This is a genomic window from Parabacteroides timonensis, assembly GCF_900128505.1.
GTDB classification, from domain to species: Bacteria; Bacteroidota; Bacteroidia; order Bacteroidales; family Tannerellaceae; genus Parabacteroides; species Parabacteroides timonensis.
On the sequence record NZ_LT669941.1, the window covers coordinates 2,934,113 to 2,948,681 of the forward strand.

Consider the following 14,569-nt stretch of genomic DNA (forward strand, 5'->3'; position numbering starts at 1 on the left):
TAAAAGACAGGAGGCAAAGCCTCTTCCTTTGTGGGCTTAAGCCCCTTTAAAGCAGGGGCTTCTTTCCTATATGAAAGGGGTTAAAACCCACAGAGGAATCCGGCAAAGCCGGAGCATTTAATCTATCCGTCGGTTAAAAACCGACGGCAAAAGAGAGCCTGCGGCATGAGGCAGAGCCTCATAAAAAAGGCTCAAATATTGCTCCTACTTGAAGCTCACCTTTTTCTAAAATTGCAGCAACAATGAATCGCCTTCGTTCATATCGACGGTCAGCATGCCATCGATAACAGGCAGGGAAACTGCTTTCTGATTCATCTTGATACTCATATTTCCCGAATAAGCCGGCAACTTGATACTGAATGTACCGGGAACAACCGCTTTCAGTCCGGCTTCCGTCAACTGTCCTTCTGCCCATTTGGCGGAAACTTCGCCTCCACCTTGTACTTTCAGACCTTTAAAACTTCCGGTCTGCCAGGCTGAAGGTAAAGCCGGGAGCAAATCGATACGTCCGGTCTGGCTCTGTACCAGCATCTCGGCGATACCTGCACAACCACCGTAATTACCATCAATCTGGAACGGGGGATGTGCACAGAACAAGTTCGGATAAGATCCACCGCCATTAACCATATTGGTCGTCTTTTCCACACAGGGACGAAGCAGGTCTACCAGCAACTTATAAGCATGGTCGCCATCGTGCAGACGAGCCCAGAAATTGATCTTCCAGGCCATCGACCAGCCTGTGCTCTTATCGCCACGCACTTCAAGGGTCTTACGGGCAGCTTCCGCCAGTTCCGGTGTATGTTCCAGGGAAATCTCATTTCCCGGATAAAGGCCGTATAGGTGGGATACGTGACGATGGGTGGGTTCTGCCTCCTCATAGGGTTCGAGCCATTCCAGGATACGTCCGTCTTTTCCGATCGTTGTCGGCATCAGGCGCGAACGTTTGTCGGCCAGTTCCTTACAAAATGCAGAATCGACACCCAGTATGGTAGCTGCTTCTATCGTGTTGGTAAACAGTTCGCGTACGATCTGATTATCCATGGTCGAACCGGCACAGATACTTACGACACTGCCGTTCGGCATGCGATAGCCGTTTTCCGGAGAAGTGGTCGGAGCAGTCACCAGATAGTTGTTCCGCGGATCACGTACCAGCATATCGGTAAAGAAAAGAGCCGCCCCTTTCATCACCGGATAGACGTCTTTCAGGTATTCTTTATCTTTCGTGTATTGATAGTGAGTGAACAGATGTTCACAGAGCCAGGCAGCAGAAGTATTGGTTGCACCCCACGAGGGATGTTCGCCCGGTGCGGTAAATTCCCATACATTACCCAGTATATGCGTCACCCAACCACGGGCATTGTAGAAGACTTTGGCTGTGCGTTCACCGCTTTCCACCTGTTGTTTTGTCCATTCGATCATCGGTATATGCAGTTCCGACAAATTGGTAACTTCTGCCGGCCAGTGATTCATCTGGAAATTAATGTTCAAATGGTAGTCGCCGTTCCAGGGCGTATTGATCGTGTTACACCATAACCCTTGCAGGTTGGGAGGCAACGAACCCGGACGAGTCGACGAGATCAATAGATAACGGCCGAACTGGAAATAAAGGGCTCCCAGGGACGGATCGTTATGATCTTCCTGAAATGCCTGCAAACGCTTATCGATCGGCAGATTATCCTTTTCGGTACGTCCCAGATCCAGATCCACCCGGTCGAATAAAGTACGGTAAGCATTGATATGTTCTTTTTTTAATGTCGAATAATCTTTTCTTTCGGATTCTGCCAATAAGGAGAATAGCTGATCGGCAAAACCTTCATTCTTATAACTTGTAGCCATACTGACCAACAAGATGGCTTCGGAGGCATTCTGAACACTCAGCGAACTGTCTCCTGCCGTAAGGGAACCGCCTTTAGGCAGGACAACCCGTACACGTGCTTCATATTTGATTCCTTTCATTTCGAGCGTATCCACACCGTCGAACAACTGTCCTTTCATCAACAGGTCTTTACCGTCGGTCAATACGGAATAATATTCCGGACGGTTCATTCCTATCCGGAAGTTCAATGCTTTATCAGCGTCTGCCTGTAGATGGATGATACCCAGGTCGCCGGAGAAAGAGGTAAAAGCTTCACGGCTATAATTCACTTTCCCTTTGCGGAAAGATGTCAAAGCAATAGCATTGTTCAGATCGAGCTCACGACGGTAGGCAGCGATAGAATCGGTCTCGTTATTATACGTATAATCCAGTACCAGGTTTCCCAATAATTGGTAACTGCCATAAGGAACTTTCGCTCCCTGGCCCTGTCCGCTACCGGCTCCGCCACAAACAAATGTGCGGTACATCAGTTCCTGAGCTTCATCGTTACGACCTTCGAAAAGCAGACGGCGAATAGTAGCCAGCGACATAACAGCCTGCGGGTTATCCGTATCCTGCTTACTTCCCGACCACATGGAGATTTCGTTCAACAGGATGTTTTCCTTATTGATACCACCATCGGGCATCATCCCCAAACGTCCATTACCCAAAGGCAATGTTTCTTCCCATATACGGGCCGGTTCATCAAAATGATAAGCGAGTTTATTACCGGTTTTTACGCCCGGCATATCGCAGGCTGCCAGCAAAAGTAACGAGGCAGCAATATAGGGACGGAATATTTTTCGCCCTATCTCCTTTAATCGAATTGAGTTCATAGTATTACAAATAAATATGTCTTTTAAACCGGATCAGAAACTTTGCATATCACAGAGTCTCTTATAATAACCGTTCAATGCCAACAGCTCTTCATGGCGACCGCGTTCCACAATTTCTCCTTCATGCATCACGCAAATCTCATCGGCATTGCGGATGGTAGAGAGACGGTGAGCAATCACCACGGTCGTCCTGTTACGCATCAGGTTCTCGAGGGCATCCTGCACCAGACGTTCCGACTCGGTATCCAGAGCCGACGTCGCTTCATCCAGGATCAGGATCGGCGGGTTCTTCAGGATCGCACGGGCTATACTGATACGTTGGCGCTGACCGCCGGACAGCTTTCCGCCACGGTCACCGATGTTCGTATTATAACCCTCTTCGCTTGCCATGATAAATTCATGGGCATTCGCGATACGGGCAGCTTCCTGTACCTGTTCCAACGTAGCTCCTTCCACACCGAAAGAGATATTATTGAAAAAGGTGTCGTTAAAGAGGATCGCTTCCTGGTTCACATTCCCCATCAGGCTACGGAGGTCGTAGAGGGAGGTATCACGAACGTCTGTTTCATCAATAGTAATACTCCCTTTCTCCACATCATAAAAACGAGGCAATAAATCTACGAGTGTACTCTTTCCTGAACCGGACTGCCCGACCAAAGCAACTGTCTTTCCTTTGGGGATTTCCAGTGTTACATTTTTCAATACCCACTCATTCTGATATTTAAACCAAACATTATTATATCTGATCGATTCATTCAAGTGGATCGGTTGCGGGTTTGTCGGATTCTGAATCGTACTTACCGTTTGCAGAATCTTATCCACACGTTCCATAGAGGCTAATCCTTTAGGGATATTATAGCTAGCTTTCGAAAATTCCTTCAACGGATTAATTACACTATATAATATAACCAAATAAAAGATGAAAGAAGGAGCATCGATTGTCGAATTATTGTTCAATATTAACGTTCCCCCAAACCAAAGGACGATAACGATCAATACGGTTCCCAGAAATTCGCTCATCGGATGGGCCAATTGCTGGCGGGTGTTAACACGACTGATTGTGTTACGGTAAGCATTATCGGCATTGATAAACCGCTGATCCATCTTATTCTCTGCATTGAAGGCTTTAATAATACGTAAACCTCCTAACGTTTCTTCCACCTGCGACATAAGATCGCTCCACTGGCTCTGAGCTTCCATCGATTTCCGTTTCAACTTCTTTCCGACCGTTCCCATTAACCATCCCATCAACGGAAGGACAATGATGGTAAAAAGGGTCAACTGCCAACTCACAGCGATCAGTGTTCCGAAATAAACAAGAATAAGGATAGGGTTCTTAAACAGCATATCCAACGAACTCATAATAGAGTTTTCGATTTCCTGTACGTCTCCGCTTATGCGAGCTAATATATCCCCTTTCCTTTCTTCGGAGAAAAAACCTAAAGGAAGGTATAATATCTTTTTATACAATTGATTCCTGATATCGCGCACTACTCCCGTTCGGATAGGAATCATTACGGCTGACGACAGAAAATAAGTACCGGTTTTCAACAACGTCATCGAAGCCAGGAATATTCCGAGGAAAAGTAAAGCCAGACTTGGGCCGTAAATACCGATCAGTTCCGCTATATAGTAATAGCAGTTATTGTACAGGATCTCTTTAAAACCTATGCCAACTGTATCCCAGGGGATAAACTCAAAAGTTTTGTTATTCAGTTTGAATAGTATCTGCAGGATAGGTACTAATGTCAGAAAAGAAAAGACATTCAATATGGCTGACAATATATTTAACAGGACAGCCCACCCCAGAAGCTTCTTATAAGGAGGCACAAAACGCCGTAATACCCGTATGAAATCTTTCATGTTTATTTAGTTCGATTGGATTTGGCTCGCAAGTTACTCATAAAAAACAGGAGGTGCAACGTTTCAAGTCATCTTTGCATCTATTAGGTATGACACTATAAACAACATTATTATGGATAAAGCATATTTTTTCTTCCTGACCGGCATGAATAAACTTCTGGCAGGGCTCCTTACCTTACTGGGTTTCTCGTTGGCTGCATGCGATAAAATAGGAGCAGACGAATACGGAGCACCTTATGTCGAATATGAAATCAAAGGAAAAGTGGTAAACGATAAAGGAACTGCCATTCCCGATATACAAGTAATCCTTCCCACTCCCTCCCAGTTTGAAGACAGCGAATACATGTGGGGAGATACGGTAACCACAAACAAATCCGGAGAGTTCGATATTAAACCTGCGGTTACTTCTTTCGGGGAAGATATCACATTCAAAATTAAAACAAAAGATATCGACGGGGAAGCCAACGGCGGTTTATTCGAAGACAAAGAAACGGAAATAGCTTTCAAAAAGGAAGATTTGAAAGGAGCCGACGGTAACTGGTATTATGGTAAGGCCACCAAAGAGGTCACCATCACAATGAAACAGGCCGTAAAAGAATAAAACAGAAACAAATAAACGAATTACGTATAGGAACAGACAATACTGCAATAATTTATAGCCGATAAAGGACAACCTATGCAGTATTTCTTTACTTTTGTATTCAGTCTTATATGCTCTCTAAGTTAGTAACAATATTATATGAAATAATGAAAAGACTTTACCCGCATTTATTGAAAAGAACTAACTGGTTGTTAGCTGGTTTACTTACCTTGCTAGGATTTTCATGCTCCAACGATTTGGATAACGATGACGATCTTGTATGCGAATATGGAACCCCTCATGCCAATTATGAGATCAAAGGAAAAGTGGTAGACCGCCAAAACAATCCGATCCCTAATGTACAGATCGAACTCAGAGACTCTGTTCCCTCCAGAGGTTGGGCGCACACTGATACCCTTTATACCGACAATGCAGGGGAATTCGTGTGGAAGACAGGAGAATTCCCGGGAAAGACTTTTAAACTGATGGCTACCGATATAGACGATGAAAGCAATGGCGGACTATTCGCAGCAGATACCTCTTTCGTATCTTTCAGAGATGCAGAATTTGTGGGTGGAGATGACCGTTGGTTTAGTGGTAGTGCGATTAAAGACATGAAGATTATATTGGATGAATTTGTCGATACACATAAAACATCTTATGCACAATATAAGATTTACGGCAAAGTTGTCGACGATAAGAATTATCCGGTTCCCGGTGTCGTGATCCGTACAACTCCGAGCTATCTTCCGGAAGGGGCTGAAAAAGATTTCACCCGCCTCGTAATCACTAACGAACATGGCATGTATAGCTTTACATACGATCTGGAAAAAGATCCGGCCGACGAATATAAAGTTCATGCCACCTATATGGAAGGCCTTTGGATCAACTATCCGTTCGAAGAAGTCACAAATACATTTAACTTTGAAGACATCGAGTTAACAGGCGGTAAAGGCATGCTGATCGGTAAAGGCTCTAAAGAAGTCAACTTCAGTATAAAATTAAAAACTAATTAAGAACCAAATTCAATTATAATGGATAAGCGCCCCGGATTTCGTAAACGCATTGCCCTGGAACTCTTTCGAAGTATACGGAGAAACAGGGCCAAGCTACACGAACTACGCACACTCTTTTGGGAATGTACACTTCGTTGCAACGCTTCCTGCCGTCATTGCGGCAGCGATTGCCACGTATCGGCCAGCATGAAGGACATGCCGATGGAAGATTTTCTGAAAGTAATAGACGATATTACTCCTCATGTCGATCCCAATAAAGTGCTGGTTATATTTACCGGAGGAGAAGCCCTCGTTCGCAAAGATATTGAAAACTGCGGACTGGAATTATACAACCGGGGCTATCCCTGGGGGATTGTCTCGAACGGCCTGTTACTTACCCGCGAACGGCTGGACTCCCTATTGGCTTCCGGGCTGCACTCGGCAACGATCAGTCTCGACGGCTTCGAGGAAGCACACAATTGGTTGCGCCGCCATCCGAAGAGTTTCGAAAACGCAGTCAATGCCATCTGCATGTTGGCCGAAGAGAAAGAGATTGTCTGGGATGTCGTCACTTGTGTAAACCAGCAAAATTTCAAGGACCTGAAACTATTCAAGGATTTTCTCGTGGAGATGGGTGTAAAACGGTGGCGTCTGTTCACCATCTTTCCCGTCGGACGCGCCGCCGAAGTACCGGAACTGCAACTCAGTAACGAGCAGTTTACCTGGATGCTCAACTTCATCCGTTATTGCCGGAAGGAGGGACTTATACATGTCAGCTATGGCTGTGAAGGATTCCTGGGTAACTACGAAGCCGAAGTACGCGACTCGATCTTCCAGTGTAATGCCGGGGTCAATACGGCTTCAGTACTGGCCGACGGCTCTATATCCGGTTGTCCGAGTATCCGTGCCAACTTCCATCAGGGGAATATCTATAAAGATAAATTCATCGACGTATGGAATAATGAGTTCAAACCCTATCGCAACCGGGAGTGGACCCGCAAAGGACAATGTGCCGACTGTAAAATGTTCAGATACTGCGAAGGAAACGGTATGCACCTGTATGACGATGAAGGGAATTTATTATTCTGCCATTACAACAGGATCGTATAATTTTTATATCTTTATCCCCGGTAAAAATTTTTAAAACGTAATATACATGAAAAACTCTCTTATTCTCTGCGCCCTGCTTACGCTCGGCCCGGTTTGTTACGCACAACAATCTGACAAAATCACAGATTATACGGAACTGACCGACACCAAGCCACACGACAGTGAGGCTGTATGGAATAAAATTACAACTCCTACGCAATTAAGCTGGGCTAGCACAGATGTTCGTTACCCGAAACTGAGTATCCCGACCGTTACAAAAAACTCCCGTTGGCAGACAAAAGCCTGGAAGGGTGAACGTGTCAACGCTCAGGCGGTTCTGTGGACTACCAATGACCTGTCGGATGCAACGATTACGGTTACCGACCTGAAAAACGGTTCATCCGTTATTCCTGCATCTGCCATCACCACCAATTTCGTTCGTTATGTAATGACCGACGAACTGAATAAAGATCGTAAAGGCGGTTGCGGACATCGTGAAAATAAAGCGGAATGGGACTCTTCCATCGTTGCCGATGTGTTGGATATTGTAAAACTCCACGACATTAAGGCGCGTACCACCCAGCCTATTTGGATGAATGTATGGGTACCGTCGGACGCCCGTGCCGGTAAATATAAAGGAACACTGACCGTTTCCGGTAAAAACTTCCAGCCGATGAATTTGCAGGTGGAGATAGATGTACTCAACCGTACCTTGCCGGAACCGAAGGATTGGAAATTCCATCTGGACCTGTGGCAGAACCCATACTCGGTTGCCCGTTATTATAATGTGCCTCTCTGGAGTAAAGAACATTTCGATGCCATGCTTCCGATCATGAAGATGCTGGCGAATGCCGGACAACGTGCCATCACCACCAGCATCATGCACAAACCGTGGGCCGGACAGACGGAAGATCATTTCGACAGCATGGTATTCCGCATGAAAAAGATCGACGGTACATGGGAATATGATTATACTGTCTTCGACAAATGGGTGGAATTTATGATGAACGAAGTAGGTATCAACGACCTGATCAGTTGTTACACTATGATCCCGTGGGCACTCAGCTTTGACTATTACGACCAGGCAACCAACCGCGTTCAGTTCATCGATGCAAAACCGGGTGATGCCGAATATGCTGATTACTGGGGTTCTTTCCTGAAAGATTTCTCACGTCACCTGCGTGCAAAAGGCTGGTTCGAAAAGACAGCTATCTCTATGGACGAACGTCCGATGGAAGCGATGCAGGAAGCAATCAAGGTGATCAAAGCCGCCGATCCAGAATTCAAGATCACACTGGCCGGCAATTACCACAAGGAAATCCAGTCGGATCTTTATTACCTGAGTATCCCTTATGGCCACAAATTCCCGGAATACGTAAAGGCTGAACGCGATCGCAAAGGCCAGATCAGCACCGTTTACACTTGCTGTTCGGAAGCTTTCCCGAATACATTCACCTTCTCTGATCCGGCAGAAGCTCCGTGGACAATCGTTCATGCTGTAGCCGGTGGCTATGACGGCTACCTGCGTTGGGCTGTCAACAGCTGGACGGCTGATCCGTTGCGCGACTCCCGTTTCCGTACCTGGGCTGCCGGCGATACTTACAGTATCTATCCGGGTCCTCGCAGCAGTATCCGTTTCGAACGTCTGGTGGAAGGTCTTCAGGATGCAGAAAAGATCCGTATCCTCCGTGAAGAACTGAAAGGCAGCAAACTGGCCAAATTGAACAAAACAGTTGCCATGTTTACACCGGAAGGTCTGGCTGAAACACAGAAGTCAGCGACAGAAATGGTGAATGAATTGAATAAGTTGCTGAATTCGTTCTGATAATACAACAACAGATACAGAAAGCGCAGTTAATTTATTTCCAATAAAATTAGCTGCGCTTTTTCGCATCAGTCAGTCTGCCCTGCGGCAGGTTTAATCTCCCCCGCCCCGTTTCATTCTCTTTTTCATTTCCACTCCTACATCAAAAAGGCTCTTAGGTTGCTCTTCTTTCTTTATTTTATCTACATAATCGCACATCTTATTCTGAAAGTCAATAAATTCATCCCAGTTATCCAGCATTTTCTGCATTAGCTCACCATCCTCTTTTTTCAAATCTGTCTTGCTTAAAAAATGCAATAAATATTTTTTTGCCTTGTCCGGATTGGCATACATCTTTTTATATAAGGCCTGCCATAACTTCGCATCCTCCTGGACATCCGCAAATTTCCGAAAATCTTTCCAATAAGATTCTTCCTCATACACCTGTGCTTTATACCGGCTCAGATTCTCCTGGTCGAGAAAAGTAATATAGACTACCATTTTGTCAATCACTTTCACCACCGACAGCCCCTGGGCAGAAATCAGGATCGTTTTCTCCTTCAAGTCTTCCTCCGTCCAGTTTGTGGGGAGATAGTAAATCTGTGTCCGGTCTTCATTCTTATACATATAATAAAGTGCCGGATGCATGCCAAGCCGATTGACCTGGTTGCAATTGAGATAACGCTCCTTGTAACGTTGCAGAAAATGGCAGGAAAGCCTTTGGAGCAGAAAATCGGGAACAATATTCATAAACAGGAAATCAACATGCTCACCCCGGTGGAGAGGGAGATAGATAAGGCAACTGACAAAGATCCTATCGCCCATCTGCGTGCAACAATTATCATTTATAAAGCAGACGTTCCATGTATTTTTCGCCTTGGTACGGATTGTTTTCGTTTCCATCAGCGAATGGATCATTCTTTTCTGCCCTGCTTTGAGTTGCAGGCTGTGAGCAAACTGTTCAAGTGCGATCCTGACTTTCATTTTTATCTCCAGAAAGTCCTGATAGGCGGCAGCCCGAAGTTCTTCGTCGGTCATGGAGGGTGTGATCATGGTGGTATAAGTTTAATATTAATGGGATAAATGTACGAATATAAATTAAAAGTTAACCAATCAAAGCATAAGAACAGGGAATGCAGGTGGCAAATAATACCGACCTAAAAAACTCTCATATTCGGAATTTCTTATTGCCTGTTTTAATTATTATCGTATATTTGCCGTGCATTTCTTACTTCCTGGCGGGTAAACCTGCCAATTTCCGTGGCAGGCATTTTTATGCCTGTTCGGTTCATTCTATATGGCGGTTCCGTACCCCCGTGTAGAATGTTAATGCATCTACTGCCAGGAAGGTGAAATGCAACGGGACAGGCGGAACCGCTCTTATATTCAGAAAATCTTCGCCTTCACATCTAATATTAATATGTATGGAAACAGATTTTTTAACTGTCCAACAAAGCGAAGACTTGCAAAAGCTAAGTAGAAATCCCTCTCCTCTTTCCGAAGAGGAACTAAAAGATTTTTACCTCAAACTGGCCCGCCTGATTAATCCAAGTGCCTGTTCCACTAATCGCAATGATTTTGAAGTATTGAATATACTCCACAAAGAATTGAAGAGAAACCTCGGATTATTATACAAATATACGCAACATGCGTGGGACCAAGGTATGCTGGAAATACAAATGGCCTGCGGAGTCTATTCCGTACAGGATTCTATCCAAAAGAAAGAACGATTAGAGATGAATGCTTCTCTGGGTAAGCATTTACAATTCCTTGCACAAATGGCATCTGCCTGTTCGGTTGCAAGAAAGATGCATGCGGAATATACCCGGCATTTTATTAATGTGGAATATCTTTTGAAACAATTTCCGAAAGAGAAAAAAGGCTCCGACAAGTGAAAGTAACCTCCCGGAAATCCGGAAAGCATATTTAAACGGTGTAAAACGGTTTCCGGAAACCCGGAAATGAACTTTCACCATTCAAAAGGCATTTCCGGAAATGTTGAAACGGCATTCGTCAACAACCTGAACCAACTGATCACGGAAACCACCACCGCCTTCAACCAGCGTAGCAAGAAAGGCTCCGGATCAAAAGGCAGCGGAGCAGACGACCGCCCGGTGATAGATTAAAAACAAACGGGAAAAGGGAATAAAAAAAGGGGTATCAGAACTGAAAGTAATTCAAATATCCCTTTCTTTTTTACAATGAAACTATTCTATCTGTATTTTCCGCGTTTGTTTGATTCGATTTATGCTTGAAGCAGCATGAATAATATTCAATATTTCTATACGGTTATCAGTAATACGGTAAATAATCAGATGAGAGTCCAGGATAACATTTCGATAGATACGGCTTTTGGTCACAAGATGGCAGCATTCCGGATAATATGGATATGCCCAGTTTAATTCATACAAAGCAGCCTTTATCTTAGCAGCATATGCTTCTGCTTGAAAATACCCAAATAAGTCAAGGCCTTGTTCGTATACGGAATTATAACTTTCCCAAAAGCGGTCACTAACTACAACCGGCTTTTTAGGAGCGCCGTTTTCCATTGCTCAAATTTTTGGAAACCTTCGTCTAAAGGAGTAAACCTTCCCCGTTCTATCTCATGGATATGTTCCCAAAATTCTTCTTGGGAAGTTTGAAGCGGAACATTCGGATTCCATTTATCGGAATTCCGACATGCACAAGACTTATCTTTTTGAGTTGATAAGTCCGAATCTGATGAAAAATGATTAATTTTTGTCATAGTTGTAATTGTTATTAATTAGAATGCGATAAAGATAGATATTCTTTTCCGAATAAAATCTATAAAAAAAAGAGATACTGTAACAGCATCTCTTTTTTGTCTCTTATTTCTCGCGAATAAAGATAAGTGATCAAACCTTATATCGGGATCTCCGGAAAGTCTCGGTGAGCGACTGCCTGCAACTCATCTTCGGTCATGTGTGGTGTAAACATATCCGTAAAATTTAATATTAACGGAGCTAAATGTACGAATACTTTTACAAAATTACTCAGCGCACGCCGAGCTTTACTGTTTTCCCGTTTACTGAGATTATGTAAATACCAGCCAGCAGATTAGCGACAGTTACATACCCATCGGCAATGGCATTATAATGGCACTTCCCTCTAATGTCATAAATCTGCACCTGCATTTTTTCCGGAGTATCGACACTGATTGTGCCTTCGCCTGTAGATACTTGAAAAGACGGTTCAGCAACAACAGGCTCATTGGATGTTCCCGTTCCGGAAGGGTAATAAGCATAAACCTGGTTCATCAACTCCCATGCTCCGGACTCATTTTTTATGAAAGCGGATGTTATTTCGGGATTCTTACCGGTCACTTCTATTTTGCTTTCATAAACAGTCCAATCGGTATCTGCGACGTTCTTATTACGCTGCACAAATAATGTATTTTTCCCTGTATACGTATATTCGGCTTCCGACCAAAAAGCAGCCTCTCCATTTTGCGTGTAGCCTGTGGATGTCTCTTTCGTCATCCTGTTTTCTGCATCATATTCCCACTGGGCGACCCGGGAAGTAAACCACGACTCTTCATAATAAGACTGGGCAGTAGATTTAATTTCATTACCTGCACCATTCAACGTTATCTCTTTTTTGTTCAAAGCAACAGAATAAATAGCCCCGTCTTCGTTCCATGTCGTATCCGAGAGAAGGACAGATATTTTATTTTCCGAATAGGTCAAATCTTCCACATGAACGCTATTCATTGTCCCCAGCAATTTCCGTTCCTTATGTATCGGGCGATTCTGATCGTCATAAACGGCAATGTCAACTTCCAAATCTTTATAGGTTTCTCCATACCGAATCTGAAAAACCTGCTTGATGTTATTACCTGCAGCATCGTACGTATTATTCGTTTGGGAGTGAGGCACCCAATCGGATATGGCTGAATTCCACATGAAGACTTGTTGCTGTTCACTCCTTTTGTCTTCGCCGTACTGCGTAATTGTTTTTGAATTTTTCTCCCCCTTGGCGTTATACTGGATAAGACTGTCCGGCTGTACTATTTCAGCATTCGCAACCGTGTTATATGCCAATCCTGCTGCAATCATTAAAAAAAAATGTCTTTTCATCTCTTATATTAGTTTATTATTGATCCTCCTACTCTATTTTAGCTTTTCGGCTCTGCTATATGAAAAAAGCCACTTTCCCGGAAAAGGAAGCGGCTTTTACTATGTTATATATTTATTTTAGTCAGAAGACTATTTCTCGCGAATGAAAATATTGATCGGTGTCCCAGTGAAATCCCAGTTCTCCCGGATCTTGTTTTCCAGGAAGCGTTTGTAAGGCTCCTTGATCCATTGCGGCAGGTTGGCAAAGAATACGAATGACGGAACCTGTCCGGCTGGCAATTGAGTGATGTATTTGATCTTGATATACTTTCCTTTCCATGCTGGAGGCGGATAGTTCTCTATGATCGGCAACATGATCTCGTTCAGTTTTGCTGTCGGGATACGTTTCTTACGGTTATCGTATACTTCCTTCGCTGTTTCAAGCACCTTCAGGATACGTTGTTTCGTCAGTGCCGAGATAAACAGGATAGGAAAGTCGGTAAACGGTGCCAGGCGTTCGCGAATCGCATTCGTATAGCTGTCGATCACCTTCTGGCTCTTATCTTCTACCAAATCCCATTTGTTTACACAAACAACCAAACCTTTTTTATTCTTTTGAACCAGGGAGAAAATGTTCAGGTCCTGACTTTCGATACCGCGCGTTGCATCCACCATCAACACGCAGACATCTGCATTTTCAATGGCACGGATCGAACGGATCACCGAATAATACTCCAGGTCTTCATTCACCTTACCCTTTTTACGGATACCGGCCGTATCGACCAGATAGAAATTTAAACCGAATTTATTGTACTTGGTATAGATCGAGTCGCGTGTCGTACCGGCAATATCTGTTACGATATGACGTTCTTCGCCGATAAAGGCGTTGATCAGGGACGACTTACCCGCGTTCGGACGACCGATAACGGCAATGCGGGGCAACGCTTCTTCTAATTCTTCATTCTTGTCTTCCGGAAGGATCTCGACAATCTTGTCCAGCAAGTCGCCGGAGTTAGACCCGTTGATAGCCGATACACAGAAAGGATCACCCAGACCGAATGAATAGAATTCGGCCGAAGCAGCATGCATCTCAAAGTTATCCGCCTTGTTTGCAACTACAATGACCGGTTTTTTATTACGGCGTAGTATCTTAGCAACTTCAACATCGAGGTCTGTAATTCCATTCAGTACATCTACAACAAACAAGATCACATCGGCCTCGTCGAGAGCGACCTGTACCTGCTTATTTATCTCTTCTTCAAAAACATCATCCGAATTAATTACCCATCCACCGGTATCGATCAGCGAAAACTCTCTACCGGTCCAGTCTACTTTACCGTACTGGCGGTCGCGGGTTGTCCCTGCTTCGTCGTTTACAATAGCCTGACGCGATTGTGTCAGACGATTGAACAGGGTGGACTTTCCTACGTTGGGCCTACCAACAATTGCTACAATATTTCCCATAAATCTC

12 protein-coding genes are annotated in these 14,569 nt (G+C 44.3%); 6 read left to right on the forward strand and 6 right to left on the reverse strand.

Translation table 11 applies throughout. From position 1 onward, the window contains the following. Positions 1 to 225: 225 nt before the first annotated feature. Positions 226 to 2,691 (reverse strand): glycoside hydrolase family 95 protein, encoded by a 2,466-nt coding sequence (locus BQ7394_RS19465; RefSeq protein ID WP_075558912.1) that lies wholly within the window; start codon positions 2,689 to 2,691, stop codon positions 226 to 228. Between the two features lie 33 nt (positions 2,692 to 2,724). After that, positions 2,725 to 4,554: an ABC transporter ATP-binding protein gene (locus tag BQ7394_RS19470; protein ID WP_075558913.1), complete on the reverse strand. Its 1,830-nt coding sequence runs from the start codon at positions 4,552 to 4,554 to the stop codon at positions 2,725 to 2,727. A 112-nt stretch (positions 4,555 to 4,666) separates the two neighbouring features. Here BQ7394_RS19470 and BQ7394_RS19475 point away from each other — a divergent pair, with 112 nt between their 5' ends. From BQ7394_RS19475 to BQ7394_RS19490, 4 genes are all read left to right on the forward strand, one after another. Then, complete coding sequence (locus tag BQ7394_RS19475) at positions 4,667 to 5,155, forward strand: radical SAM-associated putative lipoprotein (RefSeq protein ID WP_075558914.1); 489 nt, start codon at positions 4,667 to 4,669, stop codon at positions 5,153 to 5,155. Between the two features lie 146 nt (positions 5,156 to 5,301). After that, the gene (locus BQ7394_RS19480) at positions 5,302 to 6,150 is read left to right on the forward strand and encodes a radical SAM-associated putative lipoprotein (protein WP_075558915.1); all 849 of its coding nucleotides are present in this window, start codon (positions 5,302 to 5,304) and stop codon (positions 6,148 to 6,150) included. Between the two features lie 18 nt (positions 6,151 to 6,168). After that, positions 6,169 to 7,239, forward strand: a complete 1,071-nt coding sequence (locus BQ7394_RS19485) for a TIGR04133 family radical SAM/SPASM protein (RefSeq protein ID WP_075558916.1) — start codon at positions 6,169 to 6,171, stop codon at positions 7,237 to 7,239. 46 nt (positions 7,240 to 7,285) lie between these two features. Further along, positions 7,286 to 9,043: a DUF4091 domain-containing protein gene (locus tag BQ7394_RS19490; protein ID WP_075558917.1), complete on the forward strand. Its 1,758-nt coding sequence runs from the start codon at positions 7,286 to 7,288 to the stop codon at positions 9,041 to 9,043. Positions 9,044 to 9,136: 93 nt separating this feature from the next. Here the strand turns inward: BQ7394_RS19490 and BQ7394_RS25730 are convergent, their stop codons facing one another. Further along, entirely contained in the window at positions 9,137 to 10,075 is a 939-nt protein-coding gene (locus BQ7394_RS25730; RefSeq protein ID WP_075558918.1) for a hypothetical protein, read from the reverse strand. A 371-nt stretch (positions 10,076 to 10,446) separates the two neighbouring features. On the opposite strand from BQ7394_RS25730, the gene BQ7394_RS19500 reads away from it, so the two are divergent. Together BQ7394_RS19500 and BQ7394_RS25735 are read left to right on the forward strand one after the other, a co-directional pair. After that, entirely contained in the window at positions 10,447 to 10,917 is a 471-nt protein-coding gene (locus tag BQ7394_RS19500) for a hypothetical protein (protein WP_075558919.1), read from the forward strand. Positions 10,918 to 10,983: 66 nt separating this feature from the next. Then, a complete protein-coding gene (locus tag BQ7394_RS25735) occupies positions 10,984 to 11,148 on the forward strand; it encodes a hypothetical protein (protein ID WP_235848784.1) in 165 nt (54 codons plus the stop codon). 81 nt (positions 11,149 to 11,229) lie between these two features. Here the strand turns inward: BQ7394_RS25735 and BQ7394_RS19505 are convergent, their stop codons facing one another. From BQ7394_RS19505 to der, 3 genes are all read right to left on the reverse strand, one after another. Continuing rightward, positions 11,230 to 11,571 (reverse strand): type II toxin-antitoxin system RelE/ParE family toxin, encoded by a 342-nt coding sequence (locus tag BQ7394_RS19505; RefSeq protein ID WP_075558920.1) that lies wholly within the window; start codon positions 11,569 to 11,571, stop codon positions 11,230 to 11,232. Between the two features lie 465 nt (positions 11,572 to 12,036). Next, on the reverse strand, positions 12,037 to 13,119 hold the full coding sequence (locus tag BQ7394_RS19515) for a DUF6383 domain-containing protein (RefSeq protein WP_139317730.1): 1,083 nt from the start codon (positions 13,117 to 13,119) through the stop codon (positions 12,037 to 12,039). Positions 13,120 to 13,248: 129 nt separating this feature from the next. Next, complete coding sequence (gene der / locus BQ7394_RS19520) at positions 13,249 to 14,562, reverse strand: ribosome biogenesis GTPase Der (RefSeq protein ID WP_075558923.1); 1,314 nt, start codon at positions 14,560 to 14,562, stop codon at positions 13,249 to 13,251. Positions 14,563 to 14,569 lie beyond the last annotated feature (7 nt).

What these genes read in the sequence shown, in the direction of transcription:
- BQ7394_RS19465 (WP_075558912.1), bottom strand. Translation starts at nt 2,691, where the DNA reads ATGAACTCAATTCGATTAAAGGAGATAGGGCGAAAAATATTCCGTCCC.
- BQ7394_RS19470 (WP_075558913.1), bottom strand. Translation starts at nt 4,554, where the DNA reads ATGAAAGATTTCATACGGGTATTACGGCGTTTTGTGCCTCCTTATAAG.
- BQ7394_RS19475 (WP_075558914.1), top strand. Translation starts at nt 4,667, where the DNA reads ATGGATAAAGCATATTTTTTCTTCCTGACCGGCATGAATAAACTTCTG.
- BQ7394_RS19480 (WP_075558915.1), top strand. Translation starts at nt 5,302, where the DNA reads ATGAAAAGACTTTACCCGCATTTATTGAAAAGAACTAACTGGTTGTTA.
- BQ7394_RS19485 (WP_075558916.1), top strand. Translation starts at nt 6,169, where the DNA reads ATGGATAAGCGCCCCGGATTTCGTAAACGCATTGCCCTGGAACTCTTT.
- BQ7394_RS19490 (WP_075558917.1), top strand. Translation starts at nt 7,286, where the DNA reads ATGAAAAACTCTCTTATTCTCTGCGCCCTGCTTACGCTCGGCCCGGTT.
- BQ7394_RS25730 (WP_075558918.1), bottom strand. Translation starts at nt 10,075, where the DNA reads ATGATCACACCCTCCATGACCGACGAAGAACTTCGGGCTGCCGCCTAT.
- BQ7394_RS19500 (WP_075558919.1), top strand. Translation starts at nt 10,447, where the DNA reads ATGGAAACAGATTTTTTAACTGTCCAACAAAGCGAAGACTTGCAAAAG.
- BQ7394_RS25735 (WP_235848784.1), top strand. Translation starts at nt 10,984, where the DNA reads ATGAACTTTCACCATTCAAAAGGCATTTCCGGAAATGTTGAAACGGCA.
- BQ7394_RS19505 (WP_075558920.1), bottom strand. Translation starts at nt 11,571, where the DNA reads ATGGAAAACGGCGCTCCTAAAAAGCCGGTTGTAGTTAGTGACCGCTTT.
- BQ7394_RS19515 (WP_139317730.1), bottom strand. Translation starts at nt 13,119, where the DNA reads ATGAAAAGACATTTTTTTTTAATGATTGCAGCAGGATTGGCATATAAC.
- der (WP_075558923.1), bottom strand. Translation starts at nt 14,562, where the DNA reads ATGGGAAATATTGTAGCAATTGTTGGTAGGCCCAACGTAGGAAAGTCC.